Below are 17,029 nucleotides of genomic sequence, written 5' to 3'. Positions count from 1 at the left end.
GTTTACATCCTCATTGTTGTCTGTATGTGTTCGACACTACTCGATGGGGAGCGTTTGACCTGCGGTCTTTTGGTAGCCGCTGTGCGATAGGCGCTTGGGTTGTGATAAAGGCCTTGTTCATATTTTTGTTCAATGCTGGCCCAGCTTACGACCTGCCACCAAGCGCGTATGTATAACAGTTGTCGACTAGCGGTTTGAGAGGGTGAGGATGTTTCACAAATATCAATCGCTAATAGAGTCTCGCAACCAAAGATTGACGGATCCATATGGCGGGGTGTCGTTATCAACTGCACGGAATTATCGGTGTTGGATACTAGCCAAACGCAACTTTCGTTGTCAGACTTTGCATTTTCTTGTTCTAGCCGTTGTTTGAATTGATCAAAACTACCGAAGCATTGAGCAATGGCATCAAATAGCTTGCCGTTTGGAATGTTTGATTTCGCTTCGAGCGCGGGTGCGGTTCCGGCCTTGTGGTCAGGTGATGTAATCCAAGGTGCAGTTGCGGGTCGATGTGCTGCGGGGCTGTGTGTGCTGCTATGTTGCGCGGCATATTGATTGTGGTAGAGGATAGCCGCTGATCGCAATGTCTCTAGCAGGCGTGCTAATTGTGGTGCCAGGATGCGGGCGCTATTGCTGACTAGTTGCCATGGGTCTAGCAGGCGACCTCTTTTAGAATTTATCGCGGCTTTCATGTCATCTACACCTGTACTGTTGGTGCATGCAGTGCAGCATCAAGGCTGCAACAGCGGCCTCGGGTTGTGTGCGCGGAAAAAAATGGCAGCGATCAGGCTGCCAGCAAGCACAATTAGCTGCTCTATTTAAAGGTTAATTCTTCCGTTTGGACGCGTTTAACGCCGCGAATATTTTGTGCCAGTTCGATGGCGAGTTCCCGCTCCGCGCCACTGCTCACTTTGCCTGTGAGTGTGACGAGCCCTTCCTTGGTGGTGACTGAAATGTCCGAACTGTCGACGTTACTAGAGTAGATGTAGGTTGATTTTACCTTGGTCGTTATCCAGCTATCCGATACGGTGGTGCCTGATTTGGCAGCGATCGCTTTACCGCTTTCGAGCATTGGCGTGGTTCTTTGTTCTTTAACAATAAGTTGATTGTTGACCGATTTTACGCCCCGGGTATTTTTTGCCAAACGCCCGGCAAGTTCCTTGGCTGTAGCAGAATCGGAATGCCCAGTGAGCGTTACCTTGCCAAATTTCGTGATGACATTGGTGGCAAGGCCGTCAGAATTTTTACTCCACAATAATTTTGATTTGACCGCCGCAGTGATTGATGCATCATCAATGTATTGTCCATAGCTTTGGTCGAGCTGAGCGTCACTCTTAGGTTTTTGTTCGGCATTGACGGTAATTTTGTTGTCGACGGATTTAATGCCTTCAACACCCAGCGCAATTTGCTTGGCTAGATCTTTATCGATGTCTTCGGCAACGCCGCCGGTGAGTGTCGCCGTACCGTTGTCAACGGATACCTGAATGTCATTGGATCGCAGGTAGGGGCTTAGGGCATAGGTGGTCCAGATTTGCGTTTCCTGTCGCGCTTCTAAAATATCCTGTGACACAGAATCTTTTGCCAGCGCGCTGCCAGTTACCGCAATAGCTGATAAGAGCAACGCAAAGGGAAGAGCCTTGCCGATAAAATTTTTCATGGTATTACTCCAGTCATGTCGGCGCACTGTTTAAACGTTGGGAGTGCTAATGCGCTAAGCAATGGTCGCCAAATCAAAGTGAAGTGGCGAGTGATTCGTGAGCTTGCTGTTGGCGCCAGATTTCGCACCTTTGCGCGTCATTGCAATTCAACGGAGCATTCACGAATGGCAACCTTAAAGAAGCGGGCGTTTGGGGTCGGTACGCTATCTCACATAGCTATCATTGCACCCATAGGTAGCTAATAAATAGGTAGATAAGTAAATAGCTGGATAGGTACAGAGGCCGTGGGAATGTCGATAGCAGAAAAAGTGACTGTACGCTGGCGCACAGACATTAGTTGTTGCCGCCACAATCGTTTAGTGACTTGATGTGCATTAGCACCTTGACCTATACGAGTGAGCTGTAAGTGGCGAGTTAAAAACCTCGGGCAAGCTCTTGGTAGGTGGCAACATAGAATTTATCGGGATGCGCTGCCAGGTAACGCAGCAGTTGTTCGTGAGCTTCCGACGATATTGATAGATAGTCGCCGCCCACGCCGTGGAATGTCAGATTTATCAACAAACTCCCTTGCGCGTGCTGTTGCACTAGCGTTATCAACGCCGCGCCATCCACATTCGTGGGTGATAACCAGACGGCATTTAGGTATTTCGGTTCCTGCCCTTTAATGGCGAGCAGGTGCGGGCGAATCAATGGCAAAAAATCTTTGCCACCCGCCTGTGTGTCGCCACAGGGTGGTGTAAAGGTGCGCTGGCGGCGCCCGTCTATGGCCGTCAGAAAATGGTTGGCGGTGATGATTTCGTCACGTAGTTGTTCCGGGCTGCGCTGATCTAAATCTTGATGAGGCGCCACCCAGTCGCGCTCGGCAAGGGATGCGCGGCAGTGGTGAAATAGCGTGTGGTTGCCCAGCTCGTGACCCTCAGCCGCCAGTGCGCGCCATTCGGCGATGCGCTGCGCAACTACGGGTGACGATAGTGTGAGGTAAAAGCTGGCCTTGTGGTTGAAGCGATTGAGCGCTGGCAGCGCATTGTCTAACTGGCTATTTAAAGCGTCGTCGTAGTTCAGGCTAATGGCCACCCGATGGTCTTGTGGCCAAGTTTCATCGGCACTGGCGGTGTTCTGGGCGAGCGCAAGCCCCAGTGTGAGCATCAGCGCCAGTGCTTTGAGGGGAATTGTGAACATAAAAAACGGCATAGACAGGCGCGCGGCTGCGAAGAGGGTGGCGATATTGTGCATCGCAGGTCTTGGGGCGTCAAAGTGCACCTGGCCCTGTGATTTTTTTGCGTTGTCGCTACAATGCCCCCATCAACCTTGGGAGTGAATACCTTGCCAGATATCGTCGTGATGTTTTTTCTGTTGGGCATGATTGCCGGTTTGGTGCGTTCCGATCTCACTGTGCCGAAAGCCGCCTACGAAACCCTGAGTTTGTTACTTATGCTCACCATCGGCCTCAAGGGCGGCATGGCGCTGTACGGCAATCTCCATTGGCAATTGGTGCCCGAGCTATTAACGGTGATGGCCTTGGGCGCGGTTATTCCCCTGGTGTTGTTCCCGCTGCTGCGCAAGCTTGTGGGGTTAAATTTGGCCGACAGCGCCAGCATTGCGGCGCACTATGGCTCGGTCAGTGCGGGCACCTTTGCCGTGGCGCTGGCCTATGTGGAAACGCACGCACTCGTGGTGTCGCCGGAAGTGACGCTCTATCTGGTGGCCATGGAGCTGCCTGCCATTGTGGTAGGTTTGCTGCTGTACCGTCGTTTTCAGACTGACGGCACAGTGCAGCCCACCATGGGTAAATTGTGGCACGAGGCGTTCACGAATCAGGGTGTCATTCTGCTGCTCGGTGGCGTCATCATCGGGGTCATGTACGGGCCCATTCAAGGCGCGGCGGTAACCGATCTGTACACGGGCGCCTTTAAGGCGGTGTTGGCCCTGTTTCTATTGGAGATGGGCTTGATGGCGGCAGCCACCTTGCGGCCTTTTCCCTGGGTGCATTGGCGCTTGTTGAGCTTTGCCTTGATCGCGCCGCCGCTGCTGGCGCTGGTGGGCATTGCCGCCGGTAAATTTTTGGGTATGAGCGAGGGCACTCAGGTGATTCTCGCGTCACTGACCGCCAGTGCGTCTTATATTGCTGCACCCGTGGCCATTAAAGGGGCTATACCCAAGGCCGATATTGGGCTTGCGATGTTGGCGTCTCTGGGGCTGACCTTTCCGCTCAACGTGTTGTTAGGTATTGGCTTTTATCACTACCTGATTTTGCTGTAGCTAGCACTGTAGGCAGCCATCTTTGCGTTGGTGTTAGTGCATCAGCGCCTTGGCGCGCGCTAAATCTTCGGCCGTGTTGATGTTAAAAAATCCATGGCCAGCATCGGCAATATCCACCTGTATGCCACCTAATTCGCGCACCAAGTGTTGCAGCTTGTGTTGATCGTCGCGGTAGGCCTCTTGCAGTGCGGGCAGTAGGCTTTTGTGCCACAGGCCAAACAGTGGGTGCATTTGCCCCTGTTCAGAGGCCACCGCCAGCGTCGATTTCATGCCCAGGCCCGCACTCAAGCGCGCTGCCAGATCGTCTGGAAAAAAGGGTGAATCGGCGGGCGCGGTCAAGAGCCAGCAGTGAGGCAGGCTTTGCAGCCAGGTCAAGCCGGCGATGATGCCACTTAATGGGCCGGCACTCGGCGGGCTGTCGGGCAGCATCGGCATGAGCGGCAAATCTGCCAGCGCGTGGCTAAATCGGTTTAGTGAACCGTTGGCATTGAGCGCCAGTGTGTCCACTTGGCTCGCGAGCCGTTGGTGGCAGTAATGCAAGAGTGGCTTGCCCTGCAACGTCAGCAAACATTTGTCGACGCCGCCCATGCGCTGGCCGGTGCCGCCGGCAATGATCAGGCCGGCAATATTTTCCTTGGGGATGTTCATGGTCAGTCGTCTGTTGCCGAGAGATGGCCGTATAATAGCCCGAAATGTCTTACGCAGAGTTGCCCCATGAGTTTGAATTTGGAAGATTTGCGGCGCGATTATTTGATGGGTGGTCTAGATCACGCAGATTTGGACGACGACCCCATCGCCCAATTTGAACGCTGGCTGCAACAGGCCATCGACTTGCAGTTAAAAGACCCCACCGCCATGACCGTGGCCACGGTAGATGCCAGCGGCCAGCCCTCACAGCGCATCGTGCTATTAAAAAAGGTGGACCACGGGTTTGTGTTTTACACCAACTACGGTTCGCGTAAAGCGCAGGAGTTGGCCGTGAACCCCAAGGTGAGCCTGCACTTTCCATGGCATGACATCGAGCGGCAGGTGAAAGTGTGCGGCGTGGCAGAAAAAATTAGCGCCGCGGAATCGGCCAAGTATTTTTTATCGCGCCCCAAAGAGAGTCAGTTGGCCGCTTGGGCTTCGCACCAAAGCCACCCGGTATCTACGCGGCAACTGCTGATGCAACAGGTGGCGCGCATGAAAGAAAAATTCGCCAATGGCGAAATGCCCGCACCAGACTTCTGGGGTGGCTTTCGCGTGGTGCCCACGGAAATTGAATTTTGGCAGGGCGGCGCCAACCGGCTGCACGATCGCTTTCAATACACGCGCACCGACAGCGGTTGGGCGCGCACGCGGCTCGCGCCCTAGGCGGTTACTGGTCCTTGGCCGAGGTTGGCGGCGCGGGCAGCTGGGGCTTGCTGATCTCAAGGGTGCCGGCCTCGGTGTCCGGCACCTGTACCAGCGCCAACAACACGCCGTTTTCTTCCCACACAGTTACCTGTAAGCCGCGCGCAAAGCGCAACAGCGGCCGCTCATCCACATGGATATTGCCAAGAATCGCAAAGCCGCCTTTGTGAAAGGGCAGCTGGAACAGCGTGCGCCATTGGTTCCCTTGGGCCAGTCGCAACTGCGCGGCGGTGTGACCTAGGACGTCGCTGTAGCGACCGCCCAGCAGTTGATCGTTCAGGGCGGGCAGCTGAATGCTGTCCACCAAGGTGAAGTCCAATTGGGCGAACTGTGGGTCCAGTTCATCGAGACTGTTGGCGGTAAATTCCAGCGGCTGCTGCGCAAGGTGCAGTGCCACTAGCTCGGTGGTGAGCGCCTCAGTCAGCTGTGCGCGTTGCCAGTTTTGCCTCAGGGCGTAACCCATCACCGCCAAACCCACAATCAAGAGCCCGCAAGCCGCTTTCTGCCAGAAAGACAGCGTCACTGCGCGCGCGGTTGCAGCCTGTGTCGACGCCGATGCACAGCCGTTGTCGGCGCGGCAGGCTGGGTTCACCTCCTGCGGGTGTTGTTCACTCATGGTGTTTCCCATCAAGAAATAGCAATGGCCGCAATTTTCGGCGCTGCGGGGGGCGTTTGGCAAGTCGTGTCCGACTGCGCAAGGGGTGAGCGTGTAAGCTGGGCGCAATCCTATGCCATACTGCAGCTTTCAATTGGCAACCCCTCAACAGGTGATTCGCGATGAAATACATTGACCTGCCTCAGTATGGCGACGCCAGCGTGATGACGCTGGCCCTGGGCACTGCGCCTCATCCCGCTGCCGGCGAGGTGCAAATTGATGTGCGCGCCGCCGGTGTCAATCGACCGGACGTGGTGCAGCGGCTGGGTCGCTACCCTGCGCCCAAGGGCCACTCCACCATTTTGGGATTGGAAGTGGCGGGCGTGATCACAGCCCTCGGTGAGGGCGTAACCGAGTGGGCGGTGGGCGATCAGGTGTGCGCCCTGTGCAATGGTGGTGGCTACGCCGACACCGTGTGCGTACCGGCCGGGCAGTGTTTGCCCAAACCTGCAAACCTTTCCTTTGTGCAGGCCGCCGCGCTGCCGGAAACCCTGTTTACTGTGTGGGGCAATGTGTTTGTGCGCGGGCGCTTGCAGGCCGGTGAAAGCTTGTTGGTGCACGGTGGCAGCAGCGGCATTGGCACCACGGCCATTCAATTGGCGCGCGCCTTGGGAGCCACTGTGTATGCCACCGCCGGCAGCGATGAAAAATGTGACGCCTGCGTCGCGCTGGGCGCGCAAAAGGCCATCAACTACCGCACCGCAGATTTTGTGGCTGAACTCAAACACGCCACAGAACAGCGCGGTGTGGATGTGATTTTAGATATGGTGGGCGGCGATTACGTGGCCAAAAATATCGACTTGGCGGCTATGGAGGGGCGCTTGGTGAGCATCGCATTTTTGCAGGGGCCAGAGGTGCAATTGAATTTACTGCCGGTCATGCTCAAGCGCTTAACCCTTACCGGCTCGACGCTGCGCGCGCAATCCGATCAGGCGAAAGCCGCGCTCGCTCAAGGTTTGCGCGAACAGGTGTGGCCGCTGATCGAGTCAGGTAACATAGCGCCCGTGATCGCCGCTGAATTCCCCCTCGCGGAGGTGGAGGCCGCGCACCGGCTCATGGAGTCGAGTGCACACATCGGCAAAATTGTTTTAACGTTTGATGAATGAGGTTTTAAGTGGAACGTTTTATTGAGACATTGATGTACCGCTCGCGCTGGTTGTTGGCGCCCATTTACCTAGGCTTGAGTTTGGCGGTGCTGGCGCTGGGTATCATGTTTTTTCGGGAGTTGTTTCATCTCATCGTAGAGATACCCACTATCGCCGAAGCCAACATGGTGTTAATGGTGCTAAGCCTCATCGACTTGGCCATGGTGGGCGGCCTGCTGGTGATGGTGATGATGAGCGGCTACGAAAATTTTGTATCGCAACTAGACATTGCCGAAGACGAAGAAAAATTAAATTGGCTGGGCAAAATGGATTCGTCCTCGCTCAAAGCCAAAATTGCCGCCAGCATCGTGGCGATTTCGTCGATTCACCTGCTCAAAGTATTCATGGGTGTGAAAAACTACGACGACATGCAACTGATGTGGTACGTGCTGATTCACATGACCTTTGTGGCCTCGGCATTTGCCATGGGTTATCTGGATAAAATCACCAAGCACTAAATCGGTTGCACGGGAGACTACTGTGACCAAGCCGCTCGCAGGAATTCGCGTCATTGAAATGGGCCAGCTGCTGGCGGGCCCGTTTACCGGATGCCTGCTCGGCTACTTCGGCGCCGAGGTTATTAAAATTGAAGCGCCGGGCGGTGGTGATCCGCTGCGCAATTGGCGCCAGCTCGATGACACTGGCACCTCGTATTGGTGGCGCTCGCTGGGTCGTAATAAAAAATCCGTGACCTTAGATTTACGGCAGGTGCAGGGCCAAGCCTTGGCCGCCAAGCTCATCGATAGCGCCGATGTGTTGATAGAAAACTTTCGACCGGGCGTGATGGAGCAGTGGGGCTTGGGACCCGAGCAGTTTACAAGCTGCAACCCCAAGCTGGTGTATGCGCGCATCTCGGGCTTTGGTCAAACCGGCCCCTACGCGCACAAACCTGGCTTTGCCTCGGTGTGCGAGGGCATGAGTGGCTTTCGTCACCTCAATGGCTTTCCTGGCGAAGCACCGGTGCGCCCCAACTTATCCATTGGTGACACCATCGCCGGCATCCACGCCGCGCTCGGTATTGCGCTAGCGCTGTTGGCGCAACGCAATGGCGACCAAGCGGGGCAGGTGGTGGATGTGTCACTGGTGGAATCCATGTTCAATTTAATGGAGGGCGTAGTGCCCGAGTTTTCCGGCGCCGGCTTGGTGCGCGAGGCCTCGGGCACCACCGTCACCGGCATTGTGCCCACCAACACCTACCGCTGTGGCAACGGCAAATTTGTGGTTATCGGCGGCAACGGCGATTCCATTTTCAAACGCTTAATGACCGCCATCGACCGCGCCGACATGGCACATGACCCGCGCATGGCCGACAATGCCGGCCGCGTCGAACACCAAGTGGCCATCGACAACGCCATCGCCAAGTGGTGTTTAGATCGCGATAGCGATGCGGTAATCGCGCATCTCGAAGCCGAGCGCGTACCGGTGGGCCCTATCTACAATGTCGCCGATCAAATGACCGACCCCCACTTTCAAGCGCGCGGATTATTCGAGCGCGTCGAAATCAACGGCAAGCCCCTGGATATTCCCGCACTCATGCCCAAGCTCACCGGCACGCCGGGTGCTACCGAATGGCCGGGTGGGGCAGTGGGCAGTCACAACCAGGAAGTGTTGGCGGAGCTGTTGGGGTTGTCTGCGGATGAGATTGCAGAGCTGTCGCGGGCTGGCGTAACGTCACTGTGAAACGGCTGCCTAAAGTGAGGTTGCTTAACTCACGCTGCGAATAGCCCCTATCTCGCTAAAACTCACACGGTTTTAGTGCAGCCATTAACCTAGCAACAATTGCTCAGTGCAATAGCTGTTTCGATGCTGGCTCCCTAGCAATAACGCTTTCAAATTTGCTGTGCGGCTATCCAAAAAGATCGACTGAAAAATACACAGCGGGTCTATATTTAGACATGCCTAGATATGGGTATGCCTAGGTGTGTACTCAACGAAAGTCTGAGTGGCTAGATATAGACTTGCCTTCGGCTAGATATAGACAAGACCTAGTCTAGATGTGGCATTATTCAGGTTTGAAAGGGGGGCATGTCTAGACGTAGGCACTGGCATGTCTAGATATGGCCAGCGAGACAGATATAGACTCGCTGTTTAATAAGACTGTTAGCCAAAAGAGGAAAAAATCTTGCCGGATCCAGAACTCAAGGAATGGATTGCATTGCTCAAAGATGCCCTGCTGGGGTTGGCTGCAATCGTGACGATCTTCGTTGGCGTTTACGGGGTGAGGGCTTGGAAGAGGGATTTGGTTGGAAAGGAAGTCTACGCAGCGGCAAGAAAGCTCGTGAAAGAAAGTCATCTAGTCTGTAGGGCCGCCCGCACACTCCGGCAACCCCTTTGGGCTTACGACAAGCGTCAATTCACAGATGAAGAAATCGAGCACACCACAGAAAGTGAAAGGTGGCGTCTATCCGAAGCAGAAGGTTATAAGGCAAAAATCGAAAAATTCGCAGAGGAATTAAAACGCTATGAGTCAGCTAAGCTTGACCTTCGTGTCTTGGTAGGATCAAAAATCTACGAGGGTTTTTTGCCTTTTGGTCGGTCTCTTGCCGAATCGATAGAACGCGTCAACGCTTATTTAGACCTGCTTCAAGACTTCTCCAATACGTACTTTCCAGATTCGCCGCAGATCATTGAGGCACAGCGACAGCTTTACCCATCCGATAATCTTGATGATGATTTGTCACAAAATCTTGCCGATTCGCGTGAAGAAGGAGAGGTCTTGCTGCTATCGCATCTTCATCGCAAGAGCATTTATGGCTAGCAAGGCCGTCAACGCGGACGTATATTTCGTTCGCGCTGCTCACTACATATATGCCGGTTACGGCTGGCGTTAGGGCCTAAAACCAGATGAAATCGAGAAATATATTTAACAAACTCTGGATAATTGAGTCCTTATCTGATGGAGAATTGAAAACTGGATTACACCTCTATGAAGGCCTATTTCCAAGCATCAAAAAGGAGCAACCAGAATTAATTGTTTCACTTGAACAGCCAAACTCGAAAGACGAGTTTCTGTATTGTCTGGAAACTATTTATAAAGATGTAGTTGAAAATAGGAACTATCCATTGATTCACCTAGAGTGCCATGGATGCGAGAAAGGCCTAGGCCTTGCAAATAAGGAAATTGTTGAGTGGAATGAAATTAGAGATTTACTTATCCAGATTAATTTTGCTTGCGAAGTGAACTTACTTGTTGTGGTTGCCGCTTGCAAGGGAGCTTATTTAATTCACACTGCAACTCAGTTAGATCGAGCTCCATTTTATGCAATAGTAGGTTCCGAACAAGAAGTAAAGGCCGGAGAATTACAAGCTGATTTTACTGAATTCTATAAATCATTTTTCCTGTCATTAAACGGCAATAAAGCAATCGAATCACTCAATAGGCAAGCTAAAAAAACAAATCGACTTTATCATTTTGTTGGAGCAGAAGTTCTATTTCTAAAGGCATTTAGAAAATATCACCGGGATCATTGTATTGGAAAAGCCAAACAATCTCGCTTAGAGGATTTAGTCACTAAAGCAATGGTCATGCCGGAGGTGAGCCGAAATGGCGTCAACTGGGCAAGAAATCAAGCAAAAGAATGGTTTAAAAATGAACAGGAGCCTGCTTTTGAAAGAATGAAGGCAAGATTTTTTTGGCTAGATGAGTATCCCCACAACCAAGAACGGTTTACTGTTAGCTACGTTGATGTGCTCCAGCAATAGCTCTAACAAACCGCTGCTGTCGGCAAATTTTCCGCTGCGCTTCAAATTTGCCGCAGAGCGCGGCGTTCGCAAGAAGGTAAATAGAGCCTTACAGCTTTCGAAAATTCCACGCCTTTAGAATCTAAAGTGCTAACTTTAAAAAAATATACGTGTATTGAAAGTTTATGACTGCAGTGATTAGGTTTTTCAAGTGGATGCTAGCCGTTGTGTCGGTGGTTGCCGTTGTGTCGCTTGTGGCGGGGCTTTCGTTTCGAACGGGTTTAGGTACACCAACAGCTGAATTTAAAGAAAAAGCAGTGTATGCACCGCATGGCGTATTGGCCACCAGCCAACCTTTAGCCAGTCAGGCAGGGTTGGCCGTATTGCAAAACGGTGGAAACGCGGTGGATGCTGCAGTTACCGCCGCAGCGGTGTTGAGTGTTGTAGAACCTTATATGTCTGGTATTGGTGGCGATATGTTTGCGATGCTCTGGTTGGAGCGTGAGCAGCGTTTGATCGGCATTAATGGCAGTGGGCATGCCGGTGCGCTAATGGCACTGGACAAAATGGCGAAACGCAGTCGTGTGCCAGATGACGGCGCTCAATCTATTACCTTGCCTGGGGCGCTTAGTGGTTGGGCGAAGTTGTTGGAAACCTATGGAACTATCAGTCTGGCTCAAGCGCTGGCACCGGCGATTGAGTTGGCTGAAGAAGGATTTCCAATCTCGAAAACAACGGCGGAGGAGTGGGGTCTTTTTGAAAGTAAAATCAATTATGATTCTGGTGCAAAAAACACGTTCCTAATCGATGGCAGCCGGACTCCCATTGCCGGCGAATGGTTTGTTAATCCAGACTATGCTAACACGTTGAAACTAATAGCCGCGCAGGGGCCAGCGGTTATGTATGGAGGTGAACTGGGTAAGAAAATTGCTGCAAGCGTGCAGCAGTACGGTGGTTTTTTAACCCAGAGCGACTTTGCTAATTATCAGGCAGAATGGGTTGAACCGATGGCGGTTTCCTACAAAGAGTATCGTTTGTGGGAGTTGCCACCGAATGGCCAAGGGATTGCTGCGCTTGAAATGCTGAAGATCCTAGAGCCTTATGATTTAAAAGCAATGCAACATAATTCACCAAACTATTTACATCATCTTATTGAAGCTAAAAAATTGGCTTATGCTGACCTCGAGTATTTTGTCGGTGACCCTGAGCTCATGCAGATAGAAGCTGAACAGTTGCTAAGCGACACGGTTATCGCCAAGCGGCGCGCTTTGATAAATCCCGATCACGCTATGCAGCGAGCTAATCCAGACGCGTCATTAAGCGCTAGTGACACCACTTATTTAAGTGTGGCGGATAAAGACGGCAATATGGTGTCTTTAATTAACAGTATCGCAGGACCTTTTGGTTCAGGAGTTGTTGTTCCCGGGACTGGATTTGCGTTACAAAATCGCGGGGTTGGTCTTTCTATGCAAACAGGCAGGGCTAACACTGTGGCCCCTGGCAGAAAACCTTTTCATACTATCATTCCCGGTTTTGTCACCAAAGCAGACGCTCAAGGAAAGCAACAGCCTTGGTTGAGTTTTGGTATTGTCGGCGGCCCGCAACAGCCTCAAGCACATGTTCAGATGTTTTTGAATATGGTGGTGTTCGGGATGGATGTGCAGGAAGCTATTGACGCGCCGAGGTTTCGGCATTGGGAAGGAAATAGAGTGAGCTTTGAACAAGGTATTCCGAAAAGTACGGTGGACGAGCTTTATGCACTCGGACATGCACCTCAAAACCCAGTAATGGCTACTGTACAGGGTTTTTTTCACGGCAATAACCCTGGGCTAGTATTTGGTGGTGGACAGGGCGTTATGAAATCTTCCAAAGGTTATATCGCTGGTTCAGACTCCCGGCGCGATGGGGTGGCAGCGGCACATTAAAAATAAAGTGATAAAGAGGAGAGATAGAAAGTACGCCCACTCTATTGCCGACGCAAAATAAAGTAAATAAAGAGGACATCCACTATAGCGTCGACGCAGATTAATAAACGCAAAATAAAGAGAACATCCACTGTAGCGTCGATATTTAGCCACAAAAAAGGGCCCTAATGGGGCCCTAAAAGTGTATTTTTAGTATATTACGTATTTCTATGGAGCTGGTTGAGTCACCGCATTTTGGTCTAGAGTAACCGCAGTTTGAGAAAGCAAGCGGCCATCTACTGAAGCGCCAGTATTCACGGTAATGCCTTTCTCAGCGAGAATAATGCCCGCGAAATGTGCGGTTGTTCCTATCGCAACACCAGTGCCGCCACCTACTTGCCAGAAGATATTTTTCGCCAAGGCACCACCGGCAAGCACAATACTGCTGCCGTCGGCCTGAGTGATATCACCGGCCACTTGGAAAATCCAAACGTCATTTGCACCGCCAGACAGGGTTACATCGGTAGAGATCAGCACACCCGTGCCCCACTTGTACAAACCAGGCGCCAGTGTTTGACCACTGATATCACCCGCGTGCAGTTCGGTAAAGTCAGGGGTGGTACGACCCGCAGCATCGGTATAAGCAGTGCCCATGTCGAGAACAGCGTTAGCCACTAAAGTATTGTCTGGCGCTGCGCCAGCAAAACAAGTGATTGCGCCACTGCCAGTATAACCAGCGTCAGAGCCATAAATGGTGCCAACAATTTCGCTACAAAACACATTGTCCATCGCCGCAGCGGTGATCGGGCTGGCACCTATGTTGCCGGTAATGGCCGATGTGTGTACGTTGGTAATGCCGGTTTTGGTGAGAATCACAAAATTACCAGCGGTACGCAGGTTAACGGCCGCAGGACCTTGTGCTGCAGACTCACCAGTTGTAAAACTCCAAACCACTGTTGCCAGGGTATTGGCTGGCGACGCTAAATCAGCAATCGCAGTGGATAACGTTGCGGTATAAATCGTACTCGCGAGCAAGTCAGTATCAGGATTAAAAGTTGCAGTCTTGTTACTGTAAGTTACTATGCCATCGACTGCGTTTGTGCCATCGCTCAGACTGAAACTAGTCCCATTAACAGTATCTGGATTTAACTCCTCGCTAAAGTTCGCACTGACGCTGCGGTTTAGTGCAAAAGCTGTCGCGCCATCGAGTGGATCAGTCGAATCAACCGTGGGCGCTGTGGTATCAGCTGTCGCTGACGTAGTAAAGGTCCACACGAAGTCAGCAGCAAGTGCCGTGCCCTCGATATTTGTTACCGCTGTAGTAATGGTGGCGGTATAAGCCGTTGTCGCACCAAAGTTGCTACCGGGAACAAAAGTTGCCACATTACCAGCGCTGTTTAACGTCACAGTACCCACCACCGCGGCTTGTGCAGCGCCGGTTACGGTAAAGCTAGAGGCAGTCACTGTAGCAGCGTCAACGGCTTCGCTAAAAGTGGCAGTGACGGTGGAATTAATTGCTACACCAATAGACGCGTCGATGGGAAAGCTAGACACTACCGTAGGTGGTGTCAGCACCACGGGATCAGGGGCCGGCGATGGTGTGGGTACAGGTTGGCTAGATCTGCTATCGTTTTTACTACAGCCGGCTAAAGCGGTGAGCAACAGAAATGTACTCAGCCATAAAAATCGACTGATGGTTTGTTTGGTAATATTCATTTTTTATCCAATTAGTAGGGCCACAGATAAACATAGAGGCGGCCGTCAGCACGTATAAGAAAATACTTATGGTGTGCGCTTTACTCTTCGATTTTGTTACTACAACTTGAGCTGGGATTCACTTGACGGTTCAGCGGGTTAAACACTGCGTCATATATCCATCGGAGGAGCTGACAAACTACGTTTTACGACGAGTACTGGGATACTTACTGCAAACGGTTACGCCTTGCGCTTGACCTCAGGCGTGAGGAGAAGAGGCCACTATGCGCTTAATTGGGTCAATTGGGTGAAATATTTCGTGATCTGTCAGATTAAAGCGTCTGACTTACAGCACGGTCAAAGTGGGCTGCTAATATAATGCTGAGCATAAACAGGGACTTGCACACGAAAATAGGCTAGTTAAATGAATTAAAAATAAATCAGCCAAACTCTCTACTTTTTCAATAAAAAATGAAATGTCGCCCTTGCTAGTGTCGGCGAGATTAAAAACACCCACTGTAGTGTGACACAATGTAAAGAGTAGCAACCATAGTAGAAGGCTCATTCTGGCGGTTGTCTTGGTAGCGCTGTTTGGAAAGATTGGATGTTTTCTGGATCTAATGCCAAAAAAACGTGATTCGAACCACCGTAAAGCTTTTCGATTACAGTGACGAGCATGAGTTTGCAATTAGGGCCTCAAGTCAGCTAAGAAGTTTTGCTTGCGTAAGCCCTGGGCTGCGACGATATCCCAATGATTCACACACTTGTTTCAGTCAATGTTTGTGCATCTACGTTTCAGGATATTCCCATCACTCCCTTTGCATGCTTCCCAACTAAACCTGCCCAAGGTACTCGCGAATCGCATTTTCGCGTTCACTGACACAGGCGAGCAAGCCCTTTTTATCGAGTGGTTTTAAGGCGTCGGGCAATTTCTCGTAGGCTTGCATGGCGGTGAGGGGCGGTAGGTCGTCGACTTTGCTAAACAGTGACAGCGCGTGGTAGAGCGCTAGGTGCACTAAATCTTGCGGTGTGAGCACGGGCCCGGTATTGAGAGTCCAGTCGCCGGTTTGACGAGTAATGTCGATGTAGAGTGTGTCGAGTTGCCATTTGCGCATGAGCACGGTGGCTAGGGGTTTGTTAAATTCTTTACACAGGGCAATGTAGTCGGTCACATTGGGTACTTGTGCTTGGTCTTTGAAGGCTGAGAGAACTGCCAGTGAACCCAGTTCACCTAAAAAGCAGGCGGTTACGGGTAAGTAGGCGGGTTTAAAGTGGGTGAGGTGCGTGAGCAAAATACACACAGCGGTTTTTTGCGCTTGGCGCTGCCAGCCCAGTACAAATAGTTTTTTGAGCCCGGGTGTGCGCATCACAAACAAGCTTTTCACACTGTGAAACATGACCAGGTCGTGCAGCGTTTCGGTACCGAGCATGCGCATGGCATCGCTCAGTGTGTGCGCCTGTGCTGGGCGGGTGTAGAGCGCGCTGTTGGCGGTTTTCATGATCATTGCAGCAAGGCTAGGGTCTTGCATCACCATTTGCGTGAGCCGTGCGGGCGAGCAGTTTGCATCGCGCAGCGCTGCGCGTAATTGCAGGGTGATGGAGGGCAGGCTGGGCAGTTGCTCTTGGTTCTGCATGACCTGCGAGATCACCTGTCGGTAAATTTGATAGTCGGAACCGCGTGCGGAAGTTTCCATGGCTGTGGGTGCGCTTAACGCAGGGTGTCGATGTATTCAGCAATGGCATCTTCGTGCTGGCTGATCAATTGCAGCAGGCCATAATCGTCTAGTTGTTGATATTTTTTTGGTAAATTTTTGTAGGCCGGTAGCGCCGGTAGTGGCGGCAGGTCTTCGGCGTGCGAAAAAATCACCAGCGAGTGATAGAGCGCGAGGTTGATAATTTCCATGGCTGAAATAGTGGGTGCTTGCGGCAGTTGCCAATTGCCGGCATTTCGAATCATGTCGGTGTAGACGTCGTCGAGCTGCCACTTTTTGATCAGAATTAGGCCTAGCGATTTACTGTAGCTTTTGCACAGTTTGATGTAGTCCTGTTCCGAGGGTTCTAGGGGTTGATTGTTAAAGGCGGAGAGAATTGCCAGAGTGCCTATTTCACAGAGGAAACACCCCGTAACGGGTTGAAAGGTGGGTTTAAATTGGGTGGCTTGGGTGAGCAAAATACAGATGGCGGTTTTCACGGCCTGGCGCTGCCAACTCATCATAAACAGGCGCTTAAGGCCCGCGCTTTTCATCACGAATAAACTTTTCACACTGTGCGACATGACGATTTGATCAATGATTTCACGGCCCAATAGGCGCACGGCGTCGTTCAGTGTTTTGGCGGGGGCCACGGTTTTGTAGAGTGCTGAATTGGCGGTTTTCATCACCAGTGCGGCCAAGCTCGGGTCTTGCATGAGCAGGTTGGCGAGCTGGTTGTGGCTAGTGTGCGGGTCGGCCAGTGCCTTGCGAATGCGCAGCGTGATGGCAGGTAGGCTGGGCAATTGTTCTTCGCCTTTCATCACCTGCTGAATGACGTTGCTGTAGATGGCAAATTCCGGCGACTGTACCGTCATGGGGGCTCTATCGTTCGTGCTTGGGGTGTAATAGAGCTTAGCAGAAACAACACAGCCGGCTGGCGCCGGCTGTG

Annotated in this window: 16 protein-coding genes; 8 read left to right on the top strand and 8 right to left on the bottom strand. The window is 52.0% G+C overall.

Annotated features, from left to right (window positions below; all coding sequences use genetic code 11):
- Window positions 1-2 precede the first annotated feature (2 nt).
- From FHS30_RS10915 to FHS30_RS10905, 3 genes are all read right to left on the bottom strand, one after another.
- Complete coding sequence (locus FHS30_RS10915) at window positions 3-692, bottom strand: Fe-Mn family superoxide dismutase (RefSeq protein ID WP_183910515.1); 690 nt, start codon at window positions 690-692, stop codon at window positions 3-5.
- Window positions 693-814: 122 nt separating this feature from the next.
- Complete coding sequence (locus FHS30_RS10910; protein WP_183910514.1) at window positions 815-1,657, bottom strand: BON domain-containing protein; 843 nt, start codon at window positions 1,655-1,657, stop codon at window positions 815-817.
- Between the two features lie 415 nt (window positions 1,658-2,072).
- Window positions 2,073-2,891 carry a polysaccharide deacetylase family protein gene (locus FHS30_RS10905; RefSeq protein WP_246341286.1) on the bottom strand — a complete coding sequence of 273 codons (819 nt, stop codon included), beginning with the start codon at window positions 2,889-2,891 and terminating at the stop codon, window positions 2,073-2,075.
- A 60-nt stretch (window positions 2,892-2,951) separates the two neighbouring features.
- Here FHS30_RS10905 and FHS30_RS10900 point away from each other — a divergent pair, with 60 nt between their 5' ends.
- Window positions 2,952-3,917 carry a sodium-dependent bicarbonate transport family permease gene (locus FHS30_RS10900; protein WP_246341285.1) on the top strand — a complete coding sequence of 322 codons (966 nt, stop codon included), beginning with the start codon at window positions 2,952-2,954 and terminating at the stop codon, window positions 3,915-3,917.
- Between the two features lie 33 nt (window positions 3,918-3,950).
- Here the strand turns inward: FHS30_RS10900 and mobA are convergent, their stop codons facing one another.
- A complete protein-coding gene (mobA, locus tag FHS30_RS10895; RefSeq protein ID WP_183910513.1) occupies window positions 3,951-4,565 on the bottom strand; it encodes a molybdenum cofactor guanylyltransferase MobA in 615 nt (204 codons plus the stop codon).
- A gap of 72 nt (window positions 4,566-4,637) precedes the next feature.
- On the opposite strand from mobA, the gene pdxH reads away from it, so the two are divergent.
- On the top strand, window positions 4,638-5,270 hold the full coding sequence (gene pdxH / locus FHS30_RS10890; protein WP_183910950.1) for a pyridoxamine 5'-phosphate oxidase: 633 nt from the start codon (window positions 4,638-4,640) through the stop codon (window positions 5,268-5,270).
- Between the two features lie 4 nt (window positions 5,271-5,274).
- On the opposite strand, the gene FHS30_RS10885 is transcribed toward pdxH, so the two are convergent.
- Window positions 5,275-5,925 carry a hypothetical protein gene (locus FHS30_RS10885; RefSeq protein ID WP_183910512.1) on the bottom strand — a complete coding sequence of 217 codons (651 nt, stop codon included), beginning with the start codon at window positions 5,923-5,925 and terminating at the stop codon, window positions 5,275-5,277.
- A gap of 161 nt (window positions 5,926-6,086) precedes the next feature.
- Here FHS30_RS10885 and FHS30_RS10880 point away from each other — a divergent pair, with 161 nt between their 5' ends.
- The 6 genes from FHS30_RS10880 to ggt all read left to right on the top strand — a co-directional run bounded on the left by FHS30_RS10880 (window position 6,087) and on the right by ggt (window position 12,715).
- Window positions 6,087-7,070 carry an NAD(P)H-quinone oxidoreductase gene (locus FHS30_RS10880; protein ID WP_183910511.1) on the top strand — a complete coding sequence of 328 codons (984 nt, stop codon included), beginning with the start codon at window positions 6,087-6,089 and terminating at the stop codon, window positions 7,068-7,070.
- A gap of 8 nt (window positions 7,071-7,078) precedes the next feature.
- The gene (locus FHS30_RS10875; RefSeq protein WP_183910510.1) at window positions 7,079-7,567 is read left to right on the top strand and encodes a TIGR00645 family protein; all 489 of its coding nucleotides are present in this window, start codon (window positions 7,079-7,081) and stop codon (window positions 7,565-7,567) included.
- A gap of 22 nt (window positions 7,568-7,589) precedes the next feature.
- Window positions 7,590-8,789 (top strand): CaiB/BaiF CoA transferase family protein, encoded by a 1,200-nt coding sequence (locus tag FHS30_RS10870; RefSeq protein ID WP_343049064.1) that lies wholly within the window; start codon window positions 7,590-7,592, stop codon window positions 8,787-8,789.
- 442 nt (window positions 8,790-9,231) lie between these two features.
- On the top strand, window positions 9,232-9,867 hold the full coding sequence (locus tag FHS30_RS10865) for a hypothetical protein (protein ID WP_183910509.1): 636 nt from the start codon (window positions 9,232-9,234) through the stop codon (window positions 9,865-9,867).
- A gap of 86 nt (window positions 9,868-9,953) precedes the next feature.
- Window positions 9,954-10,811 (top strand): hypothetical protein, encoded by an 858-nt coding sequence (locus tag FHS30_RS10860; protein ID WP_183910508.1) that lies wholly within the window; start codon window positions 9,954-9,956, stop codon window positions 10,809-10,811.
- 164 nt (window positions 10,812-10,975) lie between these two features.
- Complete coding sequence (gene ggt / locus FHS30_RS10855) at window positions 10,976-12,715, top strand: gamma-glutamyltransferase (RefSeq protein WP_183910507.1); 1,740 nt, start codon at window positions 10,976-10,978, stop codon at window positions 12,713-12,715.
- 207 nt (window positions 12,716-12,922) lie between these two features.
- On the opposite strand, the gene FHS30_RS10850 is transcribed toward ggt, so the two are convergent.
- From FHS30_RS10850 to FHS30_RS10840, 3 genes are all read right to left on the bottom strand, one after another.
- A complete protein-coding gene (locus FHS30_RS10850) occupies window positions 12,923-14,410 on the bottom strand; it encodes an ice-binding family protein (protein ID WP_183910506.1) in 1,488 nt (495 codons plus the stop codon).
- 812 nt (window positions 14,411-15,222) lie between these two features.
- Window positions 15,223-16,083 carry an HDOD domain-containing protein gene (locus tag FHS30_RS10845; protein ID WP_183910505.1) on the bottom strand — a complete coding sequence of 287 codons (861 nt, stop codon included), beginning with the start codon at window positions 16,081-16,083 and terminating at the stop codon, window positions 15,223-15,225.
- Between the two features lie 14 nt (window positions 16,084-16,097).
- Window positions 16,098-16,955: an HDOD domain-containing protein gene (locus FHS30_RS10840; RefSeq protein WP_183910504.1), complete on the bottom strand. Its 858-nt coding sequence runs from the start codon at window positions 16,953-16,955 to the stop codon at window positions 16,098-16,100.
- Window positions 16,956-17,029: the final 74 nt, after the last annotated feature.

Source organism: Simiduia aestuariiviva, from assembly GCF_014192475.1.
Taxonomy (GTDB): domain Bacteria; phylum Pseudomonadota; class Gammaproteobacteria; order Pseudomonadales; family Cellvibrionaceae; genus Simiduia; species Simiduia aestuariiviva.
Note: the sequence above shows the minus strand (reverse complement) of the source record. Positions and strands in the feature narration are given on the sequence as shown.